At 47.5% G+C, this 16,031-nt stretch carries 13 protein-coding genes; all 13 read right to left on the minus strand.

The genetic code is table 11. The features are described 5' to 3' along the window. Nucleotides 1–92: 92 nt before the first annotated feature. Nucleotides 93–1,181: a DUF1972 domain-containing protein gene (locus QET40_RS10490; protein ID WP_280127119.1), complete on the minus strand. Its 1,089-nt coding sequence runs from the start codon at nucleotides 1,179–1,181 to the stop codon at nucleotides 93–95. Continuing rightward, nucleotides 1,178–2,290, minus strand: a complete 1,113-nt coding sequence (locus QET40_RS10495) for a glycosyltransferase family 4 protein (RefSeq protein ID WP_280127120.1) — start codon at nucleotides 2,288–2,290, stop codon at nucleotides 1,178–1,180. The genes QET40_RS10490 and QET40_RS10495 overlap by 4 nt, the downstream gene beginning before the upstream one ends. Continuing rightward, on the minus strand, nucleotides 2,287–4,671 hold the full coding sequence (locus tag QET40_RS10500; protein ID WP_280127121.1) for a glycosyltransferase: 2,385 nt from the start codon (nucleotides 4,669–4,671) through the stop codon (nucleotides 2,287–2,289). Before QET40_RS10500 ends, QET40_RS10495 begins: the two co-directional genes overlap by 4 nt. 153 nt (nucleotides 4,672–4,824) lie before the next feature. Continuing rightward, the gene (locus QET40_RS10505; protein ID WP_280127122.1) at nucleotides 4,825–6,144 is read right to left on the minus strand and encodes a hypothetical protein; all 1,320 of its coding nucleotides are present in this window, start codon (nucleotides 6,142–6,144) and stop codon (nucleotides 4,825–4,827) included. Beyond that, a complete protein-coding gene (locus tag QET40_RS10510; protein WP_280127123.1) occupies nucleotides 6,141–7,112 on the minus strand; it encodes a glycosyltransferase family 2 protein in 972 nt (323 codons plus the stop codon). The genes QET40_RS10505 and QET40_RS10510 overlap by 4 nt, the downstream gene beginning before the upstream one ends. 216 nt (nucleotides 7,113–7,328) lie before the next feature. Next, entirely contained in the window at nucleotides 7,329–8,192 is an 864-nt protein-coding gene (locus QET40_RS10515; RefSeq protein WP_280127124.1) for a glycosyltransferase, read from the minus strand. Nucleotides 8,193–8,197: 5 nt separating this feature from the next. After that, on the minus strand, nucleotides 8,198–9,412 hold the full coding sequence (locus QET40_RS10520) for a hypothetical protein (protein WP_280127125.1): 1,215 nt from the start codon (nucleotides 9,410–9,412) through the stop codon (nucleotides 8,198–8,200). Then, nucleotides 9,409–10,404, minus strand: coding sequence for an acyltransferase family protein (locus QET40_RS10525; protein WP_280127126.1), 996 nt, complete (start codon nucleotides 10,402–10,404; stop codon nucleotides 9,409–9,411). The genes QET40_RS10520 and QET40_RS10525 overlap by 4 nt, the downstream gene beginning before the upstream one ends. Before the next feature lie 57 nt (nucleotides 10,405–10,461). Then, nucleotides 10,462–11,616 (minus strand): glycoside hydrolase family 99-like domain-containing protein, encoded by a 1,155-nt coding sequence (locus tag QET40_RS10530; RefSeq protein ID WP_280127127.1) that lies wholly within the window; start codon nucleotides 11,614–11,616, stop codon nucleotides 10,462–10,464. After that, complete coding sequence (locus QET40_RS10535) at nucleotides 11,606–12,247, minus strand: acyltransferase (protein ID WP_280127128.1); 642 nt, start codon at nucleotides 12,245–12,247, stop codon at nucleotides 11,606–11,608. The genes QET40_RS10530 and QET40_RS10535 overlap by 11 nt, the downstream gene beginning before the upstream one ends. Further along, nucleotides 12,240–13,445 (minus strand): glycosyltransferase, encoded by a 1,206-nt coding sequence (locus QET40_RS10540; RefSeq protein ID WP_280127129.1) that lies wholly within the window; start codon nucleotides 13,443–13,445, stop codon nucleotides 12,240–12,242. The genes QET40_RS10535 and QET40_RS10540 overlap by 8 nt, the downstream gene beginning before the upstream one ends. A 117-nt stretch (nucleotides 13,446–13,562) precedes the next feature. Beyond that, complete coding sequence (locus tag QET40_RS10545; protein WP_280127130.1) at nucleotides 13,563–14,441, minus strand: beta-1,6-N-acetylglucosaminyltransferase; 879 nt, start codon at nucleotides 14,439–14,441, stop codon at nucleotides 13,563–13,565. A gap of 92 nt (nucleotides 14,442–14,533) precedes the next feature. After that, nucleotides 14,534–16,030, minus strand: coding sequence for an O-antigen translocase (locus tag QET40_RS10550; protein ID WP_280127131.1), 1,497 nt, complete (start codon nucleotides 16,028–16,030; stop codon nucleotides 14,534–14,536). Between the last annotated feature and the right edge of the window lies 1 nt (nucleotide 16,031).

Below are 16,031 nucleotides of genomic sequence, written 5' to 3' on the forward strand. Positions count from 1 at the left end.
TCTGTCCGCCCATTTGGCATCCGACAAATCCGTATAATCCAGAACGAACATACCGACCAAAAGCGTCAATGAGGCCATACTGTCCATCGGCTTCACTCGTAACACGCAGCATACTGCTCGGCAATGTGGGTCCAGGTGTATTCTTTGTTTGCGAGTTCGAGCATGGCCTCCGCATTGAGCTGCAGTGAGTCAGCATCCGTGAATTCCAGAAGTTGTTGCAGTTCTTCTGCGGAAGCGAAATAGTGTGCCCGGTTGGCCGTTGTTGCCCGGTTGTAGACGACGTTAAAGGCGAAGACGGGAATGCCGAAATGCATGGCTTCCACCAGAGAGGGGTTGGTACCGCCGGCACTGTGACCGTGAACGTAGAGGGAACAGTGTCGGCGCAGAGCGTACAACACGTCCAGGTCGTAAATGGGATCGCAACAAATCAGATTCGGGCGGTCGGCATAATGTACTTTTAATTCCCGTCCGTACGCGCTGCGTTCCCAGTTGCCCACAAATACAAACGTGCGGTTGCTTCGGGCAAAAGCTTCCAAGGTTACATGGCAATTGTTTTCCGGCTCGATGCGGCAGACGGAAAGCGCATACTTTCCGGATATCAACCCCATGTCGGTCAAGATCCGGTGTTGTTGTTTCCTGTCAACTTTACGGACGACGTGATCTCCGCCGTAGGCAATCACACGAGGTTGCAGCCCGTAGGTTTCTTTCACGTAATCAGCGATGCCTTGGTTGTCTGCCACAACGATGTCTGCCGCACGTACGGCCGCCGCTTCGGAGGCTCGCAGAAACCACCGGGCAAATCCACCCCATTTGTCGCGCCGGTGTTCCAGCCCGTCTATGTTCACGATAATACGTCCCCGGTAAAAGGCGCGGAAAAGAGGCAACATCGTGCATCCGGAAACCCCCAGTACCAGCACGGCGTCATACTCCTTTCCCAGTACCTTGGTCAGCGACCACATATCGTAGGGGATACTCTGCGTGCCGTTGGCTCGCAACGGTACATACTTCAAGTGTGCCTCTTTGTACTCGGATCGTATTTCCTTGTAATCCCTGCTGCTGCAGAAAACCGTGTATTCCACGTCTTCCGGGCAATTCTTTCCCAAGAGGTTCTCTACCAGTGTTTCAAACCCTCCGTATTGCGCAGGAACTCCCTGCGTGCCGATGATAGCGACTTTTTTCATGCTTGTTTCTTGGTTGAATATTCTCCGTCAATAATCTTTTCCACGGCATCGACCATCCGTCCGGCATCGTAGCGTGCCGCCGTGGCCAAGGCTCCTCTGGCTAGCCGCAGATAGAGATCTCTGTCTTCCAGCACCTGCCGTACCCGTGCCGTCAGCAATTCTGCCTCGCGCGAATCCGCGTGGTATCCGTTGACACCGTCTTCCACCATTTCCGCAATGCCTCCGACGGGGGGCACGATGACGGGCACCCCCGCCGTCATAGCTTCCAGCGCCGTTAGCCCGAATGTTTCGATGAAAAGTTCCGGACGGGACAGGTTCAATACTAGAGAGGCCCAGTTATAAAAAGGGGCCATGTCCTCCTGCCTGGGGAACATGGTGAGGTTTGTGGGCACGCTGATGCCCTGTTCGGTCAGGAACTCGTCGATGTGTTCCTGGGTGTCGTTCACGACCAGTTCAAAGTGGAACTGGGGTAAGCTCTCGGCCAACGCAAAGAACTCCCGCATACCCTTGTATATCTTCAGGGATCCTGGCATTAGAATACATGGGCGTTCAAAGGATGATTCGGGATCCGGGTGCAGACGTTCCGCCAGAGCCGGGGCAAGAGCATTCGGGATAACACTCACCCGCTCCTGCCGTTTCAGAAAAGAACGCTGATAGGCGGAAACACAGACGATATCCGTAGCCAGTACCTGCATGCAGCGGGCGAGCAGACCGTAAAAAGCTCCCTTCACAAACGCATTCTCGTGGTAATGGTACACGACCCGCTTGCCCATCAGCCTCCCCACTAAAGCTGGTCCCAGGGGTAGAATCGTATTGATGTAAAACACCACATCCCGCCGGAAAAGATAGCGCAGAGCAAACAACGCTGTGTAACACTGCACCGCCGCATAACACAACAGAGTAAGTACGGGGCGGACGGAAAAACGGTAGGGATACGTGATGCGGCACAATCTTTCCCCTTGCGGCAATTCGTCCAGTATCCCGCCACGGGAGGTGAATAAATCCACCTCTCTGCCTTGGGCCAACAGTCCCTCCAGCACCACGCGCAACACCGAAGGACTGCCGCTGTAGTCATTGTACAAATGGAAACAGGCAATGCGTTTGTTCATCGTGATAATTCCCGGATCAATTTCAACCAGATGCCGAAGGAGTGGGCCATGTCTCCTTCGACTCTCCCCTGTTCCCGCATGGCAAAACGAAATATCACATCCAGCAGGTAGGTAAGGTATTCTTCACGTAGCATCTGAGGGGTGGATGAAAATTCCGCCAACATGATTTCCAATCCCAGGCGGCGTTCAAAAATGGCGCTCTGGGTATAAAAATGGTACCGATCCAATCCGGGCGGATACGTCCTCCGGGCATACTCCCAGTCAAAAACAAAAAGCTGCCCCCCCTCCTCAAACATATTCCACGGTGTGAAGTCCGCATGATAAACGGAAAATTCAACGTGGCGACCGGCGTAACGAGACCGGATCCGCTCGACAATACCCGTCAGACATTCTTTCCCCGGCAAATTCGGGACCCAATCGAGGTGCTTTTCTCCTTCCGACAAAGTGAAGGCATAGTCTGTCTTTTCAAAGGGCAGGCATTGCTTCGTACACTCGTGCAGACGCTTCAGGTAATCCTCATGAATCGCCCCCCATGTGTGAATCATGCGGGAATGTTCGCTCTTGACGGTGCTCTGTACAAACAAGGTAGGCCCCTCTTCCTCTGTCCTTTCGCACAACAAAGCTTGGGGAAGGCTCGATTCCGGCATGCCTCGCTTGGCCAGTTCCTGCAACAGGTCGGCTTCTTTCCGGAAAAGCCCAGCCACTTCATCGCTCCCGGTCAGCTTGCAGTAACCAAGGATCTTCTTGCCGCAGCTGAGTTGCAGGGTGTACTTGCGGTGTACGGAGGGTGTCCCGCAAAAGACGGCCCATTCCAGGCATCCTCCCGGAAAAACTCCGTTCAGTAGTTGAGCAGGGCGTGCTTGCAACGCGAGACGCAGACGCTTCGCGTGCAACACTCTTCTTACAGGCGGCAGATGATGCAGAATGGGGAATAACTGTTTCAACAGCTTGCCCTTGATCCCTCCCGGCTGGTACAGTTGCATCGCCATCCGCATGTGGCGCGCTGGCATCAGCCAGCGCTTGCCATCCGCATTGGAAAAGCTATAGAAGGCTTCCCCCTCTTCGCTCTGGCTAAAAATACCGGAAAACAGCAGCTCGTCAGGCATCGGCAGTGCCTCCTTTCCGGACTGCTCCCATGCCTTCATGAGCACCGTATGAATTTCCTCTCCACGCTGCTTCCATCCAAATTCCTGCCCCGCCTGCCGGGCAAGGCGACCGCGTTTTGCCCGCAGGTCGGCATCCGTCAGCCGCAATATGGCCGCCGCCAGGTCCGCAATCGTTTCCTCTCGTCCACGGCGCTGGATCAATTCCGCATAATCGGAAGAAAAATAACGCGTGTATCCTGTGGTATCAATGCAAATGAGAGGCTTGCCCAGTGCCATGGAGTCAAAGGAAACCGTTACCGCACCCTCTTTCAGAGAGGCGTTCACCACTACATCCGTTGCCCGCATTCGGTTTTGGTACTCCTCCATGCTTACCGCTCCGGGAAAGTCCACCTGTCCGGCAATACCCAGATTGTCCGTCAGCCGTTCCAGTCGTTGGCGGTCGTCGCCCTTGCCCAGAATCGTCAGCTGCAACTTGCCATGCCGGCGTTGAGCCTTGGCAAAAGCTTCAAGCACGAGGTCAAAGCCACGCCATGCATCCAGACGCCCCACGGTGATGAACTTAACCGCGTTTTCTCCGTTTTCGGCAATAGTGTCTGTTTCCTCTTTCTCGTTCATGGACAATGAGAAAAGTTGCTCATCTACCGCCACATCCGTAAAGAGCACGGCATGTTGCCGGGCTATGGTCGGCAACTGCTGCCTCAGCAGATCCGTTTTGCACAGAATGAGGTCGGCATGGCGGCAGCGGAGGCGGAATCCGAGGTTCAGAGGCAGGGTTGCCACTACGGTGCGGCGCAGGAGTTCCAGCCAGCGGGCATGGCGGGAGTAATAGCGACTGTACTCCGCAGGGATTGTTTCCACGCCTCCCACGGGACCCCAAATAAAAAATTGTCGCTGACCGTAGCGGCTCACTTTCCAGAGCACATTGCCGTAGGTCAGATGGTGGAAAATAGTGATACCATTCCGCCGCATTGTGCGCTTGACGATGCCGTTGGTCAGAGCCTGCCAGATGTTGTAATAGGTACGCACGCCGCGCAGGCCACGCTTCCAGCAACGCGCCCATTTGGGTAAATCAAAATAGAGGAAGTGGATGTTTCCATATTCGGGGTGTTCCGCTATCCACGGCTCAATGCTTGCGCGGTTGCTTTCCCGCGTCAGCACCCATAGCTCAAAGTGGCGGGACATCTCCAGCACCCAGTGCCAGCCCACGCCAATCTCACTGCCCAGTCCCGGTTCACAGGCATAGGCGGATACGAAGATTTTCAGTTTGGAAGCCATTTTGAATCAGGTTTTTTAATGAAATCCTTCTGGGTCACAAACCAGGGGATTATTCTTTTACACACATACATGAGCCATTAAGGTTGAAAGAGTCTTTGCCAGATTAATAAAATCAATCCGTTTGGGTGCTGTCGTTATTGTGCCCGCATTCATTTATCCAAGCCTTTTAATGTTTTTCCGATGCTGTTCTGCGAACACATGTTCCAGAATGGTTCTCACGGCGTCCTCGGGCGTGCTTTCGTTGAGTACCTTGAGGTAGCCCGGCTTGTAGGAGAGGTAGTCGATGCGGTCATTGATGGAGAGAATGCCATCCTCATCCAGCTCGCGCTTGCGGGCCAAGATGACGTCAGAGTTGGCCGTGAGCAGGATGTTGTAATCCAAGGATGGAATGAAGAGTTTTCCGAACCAGTAGAGGTACTTCGGAGGCAGGTAAATGCGGCTGCGCCGACTGTCGCAGATAATATCCGTAAAATAACGGTCAAAAATCACCAGGCGCGTGATACGGGTGACGCTCTTAACCTTCACAAAGTAACCCAGCACATAATCCAGAGAATAGTACAGCAGGCGCGCCAAAGAACTCAAAGCTCCCGTACGTCCACCGCGGTGAGGCTTGTTGTAGTCGCGGTCCACCTCTTTTTTGATGCCGGCGGAATGGGCCACTTCCCCCAGATTCCCGAAAAGGGCAGGACGGAAATGATAATAAACATGCGCCGTGCGAAATACATTCCCCAGTTTCTTCAGCAGCAGATCAATGACCGTCGTTTTTCCTGAGCCGTCCGGACCCGTAAAGCCGATGCTGAATCCCGTGTTTGAGCGGATGTAGTTAAGCAAGCGGTAATACTCAAATCGGAAGAATCGCAACGGGGTAGAAAATGGGTGGCGGACCATGTTGCTTATCAGGGCGCGCAGCAACAGCGTTCTGCCGTTGCATTTGTCACAGGCTTTCGCATCGGCTACGCCGAAGAGTTCGCTGAGCGTGGCTTTTACGCGGTCAGAAGATTCCGCCGCTGCGCGGATGGCGGCATACTTCTCCGGATAGGAGGCGCCTACCGCGCGATCATAAACATATTTGTCCAGGAATTCGCTTTCTTTATCCACATGGTGGATTGCTCCGTTGAATACCCTGCCTTTAAGTAGCTTTGCCGCGCTCAAGAGACGGATGCCGAACACGGATGTATCAAAGAAGAAGTCAAGCTGAACCAATTCTGCACGGCATGCTGAATCCACCCCGCCACAGACCCAGGTAATCAGACGATCACTTTTAAGGTAGGTAACGATCTTCCATCCGGAGGACTCGACCAATTCCAGCATGGCGCGTTTCAGCTGTTTATAGGTGGCAGGTTCCAGAATGATGTCCACATCCCTGCTCGGATTACGGGCCGGCAATCCTTCAAAATTGCGCAGTACGGCATACTCCGCCCGATCATTCAGAAGAACGAATAAGGAAGTTAATAGTTCAGAGGAAGTCTTCATTTATGTTTCAAAAAGTTATGTTTTATTTTATCCGCAATGTAGCCGGGATTGGAGCAGATGGAAGTCAGGAAGCTCTTTACTCCCGTAGCCCAGTGACGGGAACGCAGTAAATAATAGGCGCGGCGCAGGGAATCCGCCGCACGGGCCTCTTTTTCCAGCTTGCGGTACTCTCCCTTCGCCATTTGGGAGCGGAAGTCAATGAAACTTAACTCCGGCTCCCCCCTGCGGCGGCGCTTGAGATTCGTTTTGATGTGACGCATGCGCAACAGCATCCCCAAAGAATTGGAGGACATGGCTGATTCATGCTTCCGGTAGCGGCAGAGTTGTTCTGGAACCACGACAATGGCCTTCCCCTCAACATAGAGATCGCTCATGCGCGTCCACAGATCGAGATCTTCACACAAGTCCTGGTAGCGAGGCTTCCCTTCCGGAAAGCCCGTTACGTTGTGTCCGCCCACTCGCAAGGCCAGTTCACGGTCATAAATAGCAGTGGGCTGCATAAAGATCAGTTTTTCTTTTGCCGCTTTCTCATAAAAACCTTCTTTGGTTGTTTCCCCCAGGTAAATACCTCCTTGCATCTTTTGACCTTCATTATCCATGTACTCCAGATGGCAGCCCACAGCCATCAGTTCGGTATCCGAAGTTATTTTACCGTACAGCTTTTCCACCAGTGTCGGATGGGGGCAGTCATCTGCATCTACAAAGAGAATGTAACGGGTAGAAACATGTTCTTCCACATACCGCCGTCCTGCGCTAAGTCCCCGGTTTACCTCGAAGTTGACTAATTCATATTGACGGGGATATTCCAGGAAGAAGCGTTTTACCACTTCTACGCTTTTATCCGTACTACAATCGTTGACGATGAGCAGATCAAAATCCTGCATTGTCTGTACCATGATACTACGAAGGGTTTCTTCAATGTAACGCTCTGCATTATACATGCAGACGGCTAGGGTTAAATTACTCATTTTAGCTTACATATTTTTTTCTATTGATGAATTATATATAATGGTAATAATTTTATGAATTTATTATGAACTAGTGATAGAATACTTTATGATTTTGTTTTCTTTTTTGTTTAATAAACTACGTGCGTTTATAAAATGATATTTTGGTAAATATTTTATATAATTGGTTTATTATTAAAATAGTAAGATGAAATTAATATCACTAATATATTTTTATTAATATAATCTTAAAAGTAAAAAATACTTAATTCGATAATACATGAATTTTATTATCCCCCCCCCCCCCGTATTATATATTTTCCACATATAATATCCGCGGATGTTTCGTTTATACGAATCCGATAGATACAAAATCTTCTTAAACAAACTGCTTTTATCAACGCCGCACGTATTATTCCCGTGTAGTCTATAGTACATCGTCGGTTCCATAATGGAGGAAATGATACCACCAGCATTAGCTACTGCTATAGCGCAAAAAGAATCGTGTATGCGAACGTGAATGTAGGGAAATACCAGTTTTTTTACCTGATGATTTAGCATCATAGTGCAACCGCCTCCTACAATGGTATAGATAGCAAGAATTGTGGGATGCTTCAGCGCATTGATTTTTTTCTTCACGACTTCATCGGATCGCCGATTTGGGTTAAATTCAGACTCAAGTGTGACGTTCAGATCCGCATCCGTGAAGGTACGGCTGGTATGCACAATAATCGGGGTATTGGAAGAATGTTGCTGTTCTTCCTCCTTCATTCGAGAATAGCTTTTTTCGATCTTATCTTTAAACCATACGTCATCCTGGTCGCAGAACATATAGTAATCGGATTCCACCATATTCAGTAGAGTCATGAAATTCATCCCTGAACCCTGTCGGGTCAGCCCCACATCCACACAGATAATGCGCGGATCTGAATAACTTCGAATAATTTCCAGCGTATCATCCTTTGACCCGTCATCTTGAATATAAAGCATCCAGTCCGTAAAAGTCTGGTTGATGAGACTGTCTATCTGTTCTCTCAAATATTTCCCTCCATTGTATGTTGCCATCAGAATGGCAATTTCTTTGTTATTTTTTATCTTCATTTTCTTTATTTTAATTCAGATATTAAGCTGGCGTTTTTGCGCAGAGATTGGAAATAACTCACGGTTGCAAAAACCATCATGGCGCCCCATGTGTAAGGGATGTTTCCGAAGGACATACCAAACAAACTGAACCATATTACTGTTTCCAGAGAAACGAAGCGCCTGATCACGCATTTGAATATAATAAGTTGCATGATTAAAAAGCTTAGTAAGCCGTACTCATTGATTCCCCCGATAGTAGAAACTTTTAAACGTTCAAAATAGTCACTCTGAGAAACCGTAAAATCACAACCATGACCCAGCCATGTTTCCCATTGAGTTAAATCCAGACGCATGAAAGTATTGATGAGGGGCTGAACCCGTACTGCAGCGCTCGTATCTTTCTGAACAGCCTGTTCATCTCCCGTCAGGAAGCCGCCTAGGACGTTGTAAGCTCTCTGCAAAGGTTCAAAGTCAATGTAGGGAATGATCATGACGAACATAACCAGCAGAGGCACTACCGTCAGGAGGTAACGTTTCTGAATGAAGTAGAGACTGAGAATGCCCAAGGCCACAAAGGCTGTACCGCTCCCCATGGTCAGCATGGACCATAGGAAGGCTAGCGTCGGCCATTTGTAATCCCGCCACATGTCCGCAATACGAATTTTGCGACGAAGGCGGATCTCCTGCATTTTCATCAGAGCCAGATATAGCACGGCCATGATGCGCGCCGCAGAAGAAGGCTCATAGGACAGTGAATTAGATCCTATGTTGCGGTTAAGTATTTGTACCAAGTTGATTGGGGGGAATGTCCGAATGCCGACAGAGAGGCAGGCCTGCTGCATCAGCAAGGTAATAAAATAGGCTAAAAGCAATCCGGTAATGAGACGTGTGAAAAACTCAAATGAAAAAGCTTTCTCTTCATAAATCAGATTATAGAAGGTGGAAAACATCACCAGAAAGGAAGCTAGATACAGGATTGTGCTCCATCTTAAAGTATTCGGGTGGCAGAGAGCGGCGAAGATCACACAGAACATATACCCCGCGGACAGCATCATCACCCTGCTTGTTTTTTGGGAATAAGCAAGCCATACCAGTGGGCAAGAACAGGCAGCGGCGAATTTTACATAGCTTACCCCGGCCCTGCTTTCAACAGGGATGTACTGAATGCAGAACAGCACGAGAAGGAATGCGGCAATATTCCGTATGTAGCGCTGTTTTGTCGTTAAAACTTCATTCATGATTTGCCAAGGGTAAAGAGTGCGTATTTGTTGACAAATAAAACCAAAAAATATTGGGCTGGAATAGAACAGAAGAAACAAATGAGTGTTATACTGCCACTAAAGGGAATCAGCAGACCCTTCTGAACGATAATGTCACAAATGACCAGTGTGATGGAATAATGGGTAAGCATCAGGTTGAGAGAGTGGCGCCCCCAACAATCAAAAAAAGACAGGGGACTCCACGATTGGAGAGCTTTTGCCATCAACAGGAGCCCCAAAGGCCCCAGCAGGGGGGCTGCATACAGCCAAAGGAAGCCAATAGCAGATGGCCATGAGGTTGCGCAGAACCAAGCTACTGTACAGAGAAAAAGACCACTCAACAAGAGGCTGGTCGGATGCGCGTGCTCTATCCTCCTTCCTAGAATTGTGTAAGCATAATAACCGAATGCGATGCCGGTCCACGCCATCAGAATATTGCTGAGCGTTCTAAAGGGCGCGTCGATGATTTTATAAATTGTCTCTGTCAGGCCTCCAAAAACGAGACTATAAACGTGCATGTAGAGCACTGTACCCAGAAAAGCCAGCGTTACTCCCCACCATCGACAGCGACGTAGCTTATGCCATATCAGTTCCCCTCCGAAAAGCGCCGGTAGGAACCACAAGGTACCAATCCCACGCAGCATGATGGCTTTATATGCCTCTCTCTCCAAAAAATACGGGGAGTAATACCCAAAGACATAAAGCAGAAGATCAAAAGCCAGGATAATCCCCGTCCACCAAAGGTAGGGGATCCCCAGCTGGCGCCAGCGTTTAGCCGCCAATTCTTTGAGAGAGCGCTGAGATGGGCGCATAGCGGACACCCACCCGGAACTCACGAAAAAGGCTGTGATCATGAAGGAGCCGATGAAAACATTCAAGGAATTGGGGAAAACGCCATTTTCATAGTGCAGCAGAACGATGCACCAAATGGACAATCCCTTAACGATGTCGATGTAAGGTTGCCGTTTCATGTCTTCCTTGAAGTTTTATGAGATAGTTCCATGCCGATTGTTTTGTGCTCCATATACTCAATCTTCTATGTAAAGCCCCATTTTTAAAACTTCTCGGATAGCTTCTAAATACGCATAGCAATTTTTCACATCTGGTTCCAAATATCCGCCTTCTGCCCATTCATTCCAGGCAAAGACGAAAATCATGTCGGTGTCGTAATGTTTCCGGGTGTTCTCCACCAACCGGGAAAAATAATGTTTGAATTTTTCAACGGTCACTCCGGAATACAAAAAACCTTTCATGCGATGACGCGGCGTGTTATCCCAGTCGGTAAAGGCACAAGGAATCATTCTGCAATCTGTCCGGGAACGCAATTGAAGAATCTTTTGCCATGTTTCGTCATAATCGATTTGTACTACTTCTTTCACCTTTTTCTGAAAGTACAGACTACGACGAATACCAAGAAGACGCTTCAACTCATGAGAATATTTCATGAGTTTAGGGAGGATTCCTGCCTGTTTCTTCCGGAAATACACGTTGGCATATCCCGGATTCATTTCGACCCCGTAGTCAAAAAGAGACTTGTCCCATGAATCGTCGAAACTTGACAAAGCACTCTGGTAAATGTAGGTCAACCCCTCCAAGCCGGCTTCTCGGGCCATCATCGTCCAGAGTGCAAGCATTTTTGGCAATTTGCGGATCAGGTTCGGAATGTAGATGACCATGATTGGCTTGTTGTTTTCCCTCATGTAGCGGGGATCCTTGAAGAAGGGGAGCATGTACTGGAAGTGGTTCACCCAGTCCTGTTCGTCGTCAAAATCATGAGCAATTAAGACACGCGGAGCACGATCCTTGGCCTTCCATGCGTCTGTCCAGTCGTGATTTGCCCATGAAATACAGTATTTGATGTCAATCTCCGGGTGAGCCAGGAGCATTTCCATTGGTTTCTCCAGCAAGAGATGACCGTTAAACCAGTAATGGTACATGCAAAATCCGTAGATGCCATGTTTCTTTGCCAACTCACACTGCCATTTAAGGGTTTCCACATCGCTCAAATCATAATAGTTGCTGTTAAGTGGTACCCTGGGTTGGTTGTGCCCGGGAAACAAGGCTTTGGCCTCCCGCACATTGGACCACTCGGTAAACCCTTTTCCCCACCATTCATCGTTTTCGGGGATGGTGTGAAACTGGGGAAGATAAACGGGAATAACTTTAATGTCTTTATTGTTCATGTTGAATGTATTTGACTACTTTGGCCGGGCAACCTGCAACGATGGAAAATGGAGGCACGTTTTTGGTTACCACCGCATTGGCGGCAAGAATGGCGCTTTCCCCGACACGGACGTTGGGAAGGATGGTCACCTTATCCCCTATCCAGACATGGCGTTCGATAATGACTGGACCGGGAGAATGTACGGGACGCTGCAACGGAGGGAGATCGCATTCCTCCGGGATTGATGAACCATGTCCGTTGTCCGTAATCAGAACAAAACGCCCGGTAAGAACACCTTCTCCGATTTCGATGTGGCGGGCACATGTCACATGGGAGTATTCTCCCAAAGAAACACCGTCAGCAATGACAAGGAGGGGGCTCAAACCGTTCGACGGACAGGTTTCCAACACACAGTGCCGCATGACAGACACGTCTCGTCCGATAGAAATGTAACGAGGGGTCAGCAGAGACACTCCCTGTGCCAGCAACGAACGTTTGCCAAAACATTGGAAGCGATGTTTGTGCCGGGCAGTGATTCGGTGACGACTAAACAGGTAACCGAGGTATTGGAGACGAGCTGGCCAGAAACGGCCCACTCGACCACACAGGTTTCCGATCAGAGCAATGCTGGCAACAATCCATTTACGCATGGCGCACCACCTTTTTGTAAACGGAAAGCAGGGTCTGACCGATGCTTTCCGGATTGTGCCGGGCAAGAGCTTGTTCACGGGCGGCATGCCCCAGTGATCGGGCGCGCCCGGGGTCTGCCTGCAAAGCGACAATGTGAGAAGCCAGTATGTAGGGATCATTTGCTGGAACAAGGATTCCCGTTTCACCATCCTTTACCAGAGAGGATACCCCTCCTACATTGGTGGCCAGCACAGGCAAGCCCAACAGTTGGGCTTCGCACACGCTGTTGGGACTATTGTCTATATAACTCGGGGCAACGAAACAATGAGCATGGCATAGAGCCTCCACGAGAACATCCTGAGAAACGGATCCCATGGGATATACTCCCACTTCTGAGGCTCGAATCCCGTATTTTCTTTCAAAGAAAGGAACGATATCATTCACCCCGTAGACATTCCACTCTACGCGAAATGGTGCAAAACGGCGCAATAGTTCGGCTGTTTTCAAAATGAGATCCAGCCCCTTGTACCACGGGTTAGAAATGACACTGACAATGCGTACCTTTTCACTCTTGAGATCAAACATCCCCCACAATTTGTCACTCTGGAAAAAGGATGGACGCAAAGCTTCCTCGCTGTGGAAGTAACAGGCCTGGGGATTAAAGAGTTTGACCAAGGCTTTGTCCCACTCTGTTCTTCCGAGAAAATAACGGCATGACTGAATCGTTGTGATTTCCCGTTCCGCTTGTTTGCGAAACGTTGATTCCGAACGCAATCCCATCCAGCGACGACATAAACTCAAACCTCCGCAAAACAGGAAATCCTTGGAATTCATCCCTACAGGAAACAGCGCATTGTGACAAGGCGGCAGACATCCCTGCATGTGAATGATGACGGGAATGTCGGTCAGAGAACAAATGATTCCGAAATCGTTCTCGCTACCGAAAATCTGAATCAGATCCGGCTTGAAATCGTCAATTACTCGGAGGTATTGCTCCTTTCTTTCCTCGATGTTGCATTTCCCGAACAAACGTGCTACCCGAGATGGTCTCAGACAAGACAGGGGATAATAGCAAACTCCGGTTTGCTCATATTTGAAATTACATCCACCTAGTTCGAATGCAATGCCGAGTTCAACATCGGGCAATGTTCGCACAATGCCTTCCAAAGACGCCACCCACCCCCCGCCGTTGTGAGAAACGGTGGAGGGTGCAAACATGGACGGGGTTACCGAAAACCATAATATGCGTTTTTTGTTTATTTGCATGGTTCGATATTTTATTATTTCGGATTCAATATAAGTTGCAAATATATTTGATGTTTGAGGTCATTGTTATTAAAATATTTTTAATAATGAATCGAAAATTTTATTTTGGAGAGATAGTGAGTGCTGATTTCTAAATTTTCTAGCAAAAAGAGCAGTGCTTTCTTTTATATTTTCATAGTCACTTTCATCAAGGATAGCCGGTATATTGCCATTCCTGAAACCATTCCAATCTATATACCGATGATTATCTATAATCGAATTTCTAAAGGGCGAATTAGCAACGATACTCGCAAAAATTTCTTCATCAGCAGCAAAAGTATACTTAAATCTAGAGATAAATTTGGGATGACTATGTATGTATTTAATAACATAATCCATGCAATCACGGTTTAGTGAAAAAGTTGATTCTCCCTTGTATAAGTCAAAAGAAGCTTTCTTCCTACGTATGTTTATGGCATATTGTATTTTTAATATATAGTGATATATTGTTTTTTGGTATCGTTTTTTCAAATTAAAAATATCGCAAAAATGATAATAGTTCATCCTTCGGTGCATTTCCCAATTATTTGATGATTGATATATATCGATCATTTGATTGTTTTTATGTTTGCCAACGTAATAAATGAAATGTTCTATATTTTTTATGGGAAAACTAGATTCATCAATCACATGCGAATAAAAAACATCCTCATCTTTTAAGCATTCGATCATCATTTGTAAAATAGCCTTTGATAAATTTAACCCGCCCCAATTTGTTTTCCATCTATTGTCCAACAATATTACATTGCTAAATGAAGAAAGTTTTTGTTTTATTTCTGCTGGAACAAATGACTTTTTGTCAATATGTATATATATAACAAATTGAGGATGCTGGAAAATTTTACATATTTCCACAACTCTTACAAATTCTTGATATGCTGTTATAAGTATGGCCTGTTTATTATTCATTGCTCGATTTTAATAATTTACACTTCCAATATTATTGATGGGGGTGTATATGTAAAATAATTCCATCAGTAAATACTAAGAAAAACCATGGATTATTTTTTTCTGCGGAAACGTTTTTTAAATTTTTGATAAATATTCATAAATTCAATCCGCTTGTTTAATTCATGTGCGGAAAGTAAAATTGAAATAATAAGCAATAAGAGGCAGACAGTATATCCATAGAAATTTGGTAGAAATTTTACAGAGAGAAAGGCAAGTATGCATAGCAACTGCATTCCTGTGAATAAAAGGAAAAGTTGTTTGGAAATAGAAAATGACTGGGTTTTTATATAAAAAATAACCATATATGTGACATATAGAACATATGATATCACAAAAGCAACGCCCACGCCTTCCAGTCCCCATATAGTATACCCTCCCATAATCGAGAGTGTTTGAATCACTGTTCCCACTAATTCGAGCCTAAAATACAAAGCCGATTTGCCTTGAGCTAGTGCAATAAATCCCAGACTCCAGCCAATTACCTTCAACAGCATGCCGATCACCACCCATTGAGTAAAGGGAATGACTCCGAGGAATTCACTCGTGTAGAGTAATGGAATCAGGATGGGCAAGCTCAGAAGGTAGAGTAACATGATGGGACCAACAATTAAGATTCCAATTTCTGCCTGCTGATTGACCATGTCGGATACTTTCGTCCTATCGCCACTGACAGATGACAATCGAGGATAATAATCCGCTGCCATAGCTGCAAATACCATGCCGACATATCGTTCTGTAATACTCCATCCGGAATTGTACAAACCAACTTCAGAAACACCTCCCATATGGGAGATAAATGCACTCAGTCCGTATGCCACGGCACTACCCATAAGTCCGCTCAAAGTCATCATAAAGCCCATTTTGGCAAAAGAGAGGCCTTCACGAAAAGACTCGCTATAGCTCACGTCTACAGCCTTAACTGGGACTCGTCTGGCAAAATACCAGGATAGCAACAAAGATGTACATGATGCTGCAATAATTGCGGGTACAATCCCCTTAAGTCCGTAGAAGTAATACAATGGAATGGAAGTTAACGCACCCAAAACACCGCCTATCATGACGGAGCGAGCCGTATCCTTGATTCTTCTTGTTCCATAGAGCACAGCCGATTGCCCGCTACTGACGGCACCCAATAGAAAGGTAATTGATAATGCAACAAATGCCCATGTGTAATCCTCATTTCCAAAACTGGATCGACTGAGACTTGAGGCAAGGCAAATTGTAACCAGCATTCCCAGCAATCCAGTTACCCAGACCCAACGCCGTAATGTTTTGACCGTTCTAGCAAACTGTTCCTGATCTCCTTCCGCATGTGTCGTTGCAATATTGCGAATTGCGCTAAACCCAATTCCCAATCCCGTCAAGCTACCGATTAAACCAAGAGGAGCAGATAGCAGACTATTGATGCCATATCCTGCTGTCCCAATCAAGGAAGCTGCCAATTTGGAACGCACCAGTCCTATGGCAATATTGAAGACCTGCGTCCCCCCGAAAATAGAGGTCGCCTTAAATACCTGACGGTATGATTCTTGAGAAGAATCGTTCATT

The organism is Akkermansia sp. N21169 (assembly GCF_029854675.1).
In the GTDB taxonomy this organism is placed as follows: domain Bacteria; phylum Verrucomicrobiota; class Verrucomicrobiia; order Verrucomicrobiales; family Akkermansiaceae; genus Akkermansia.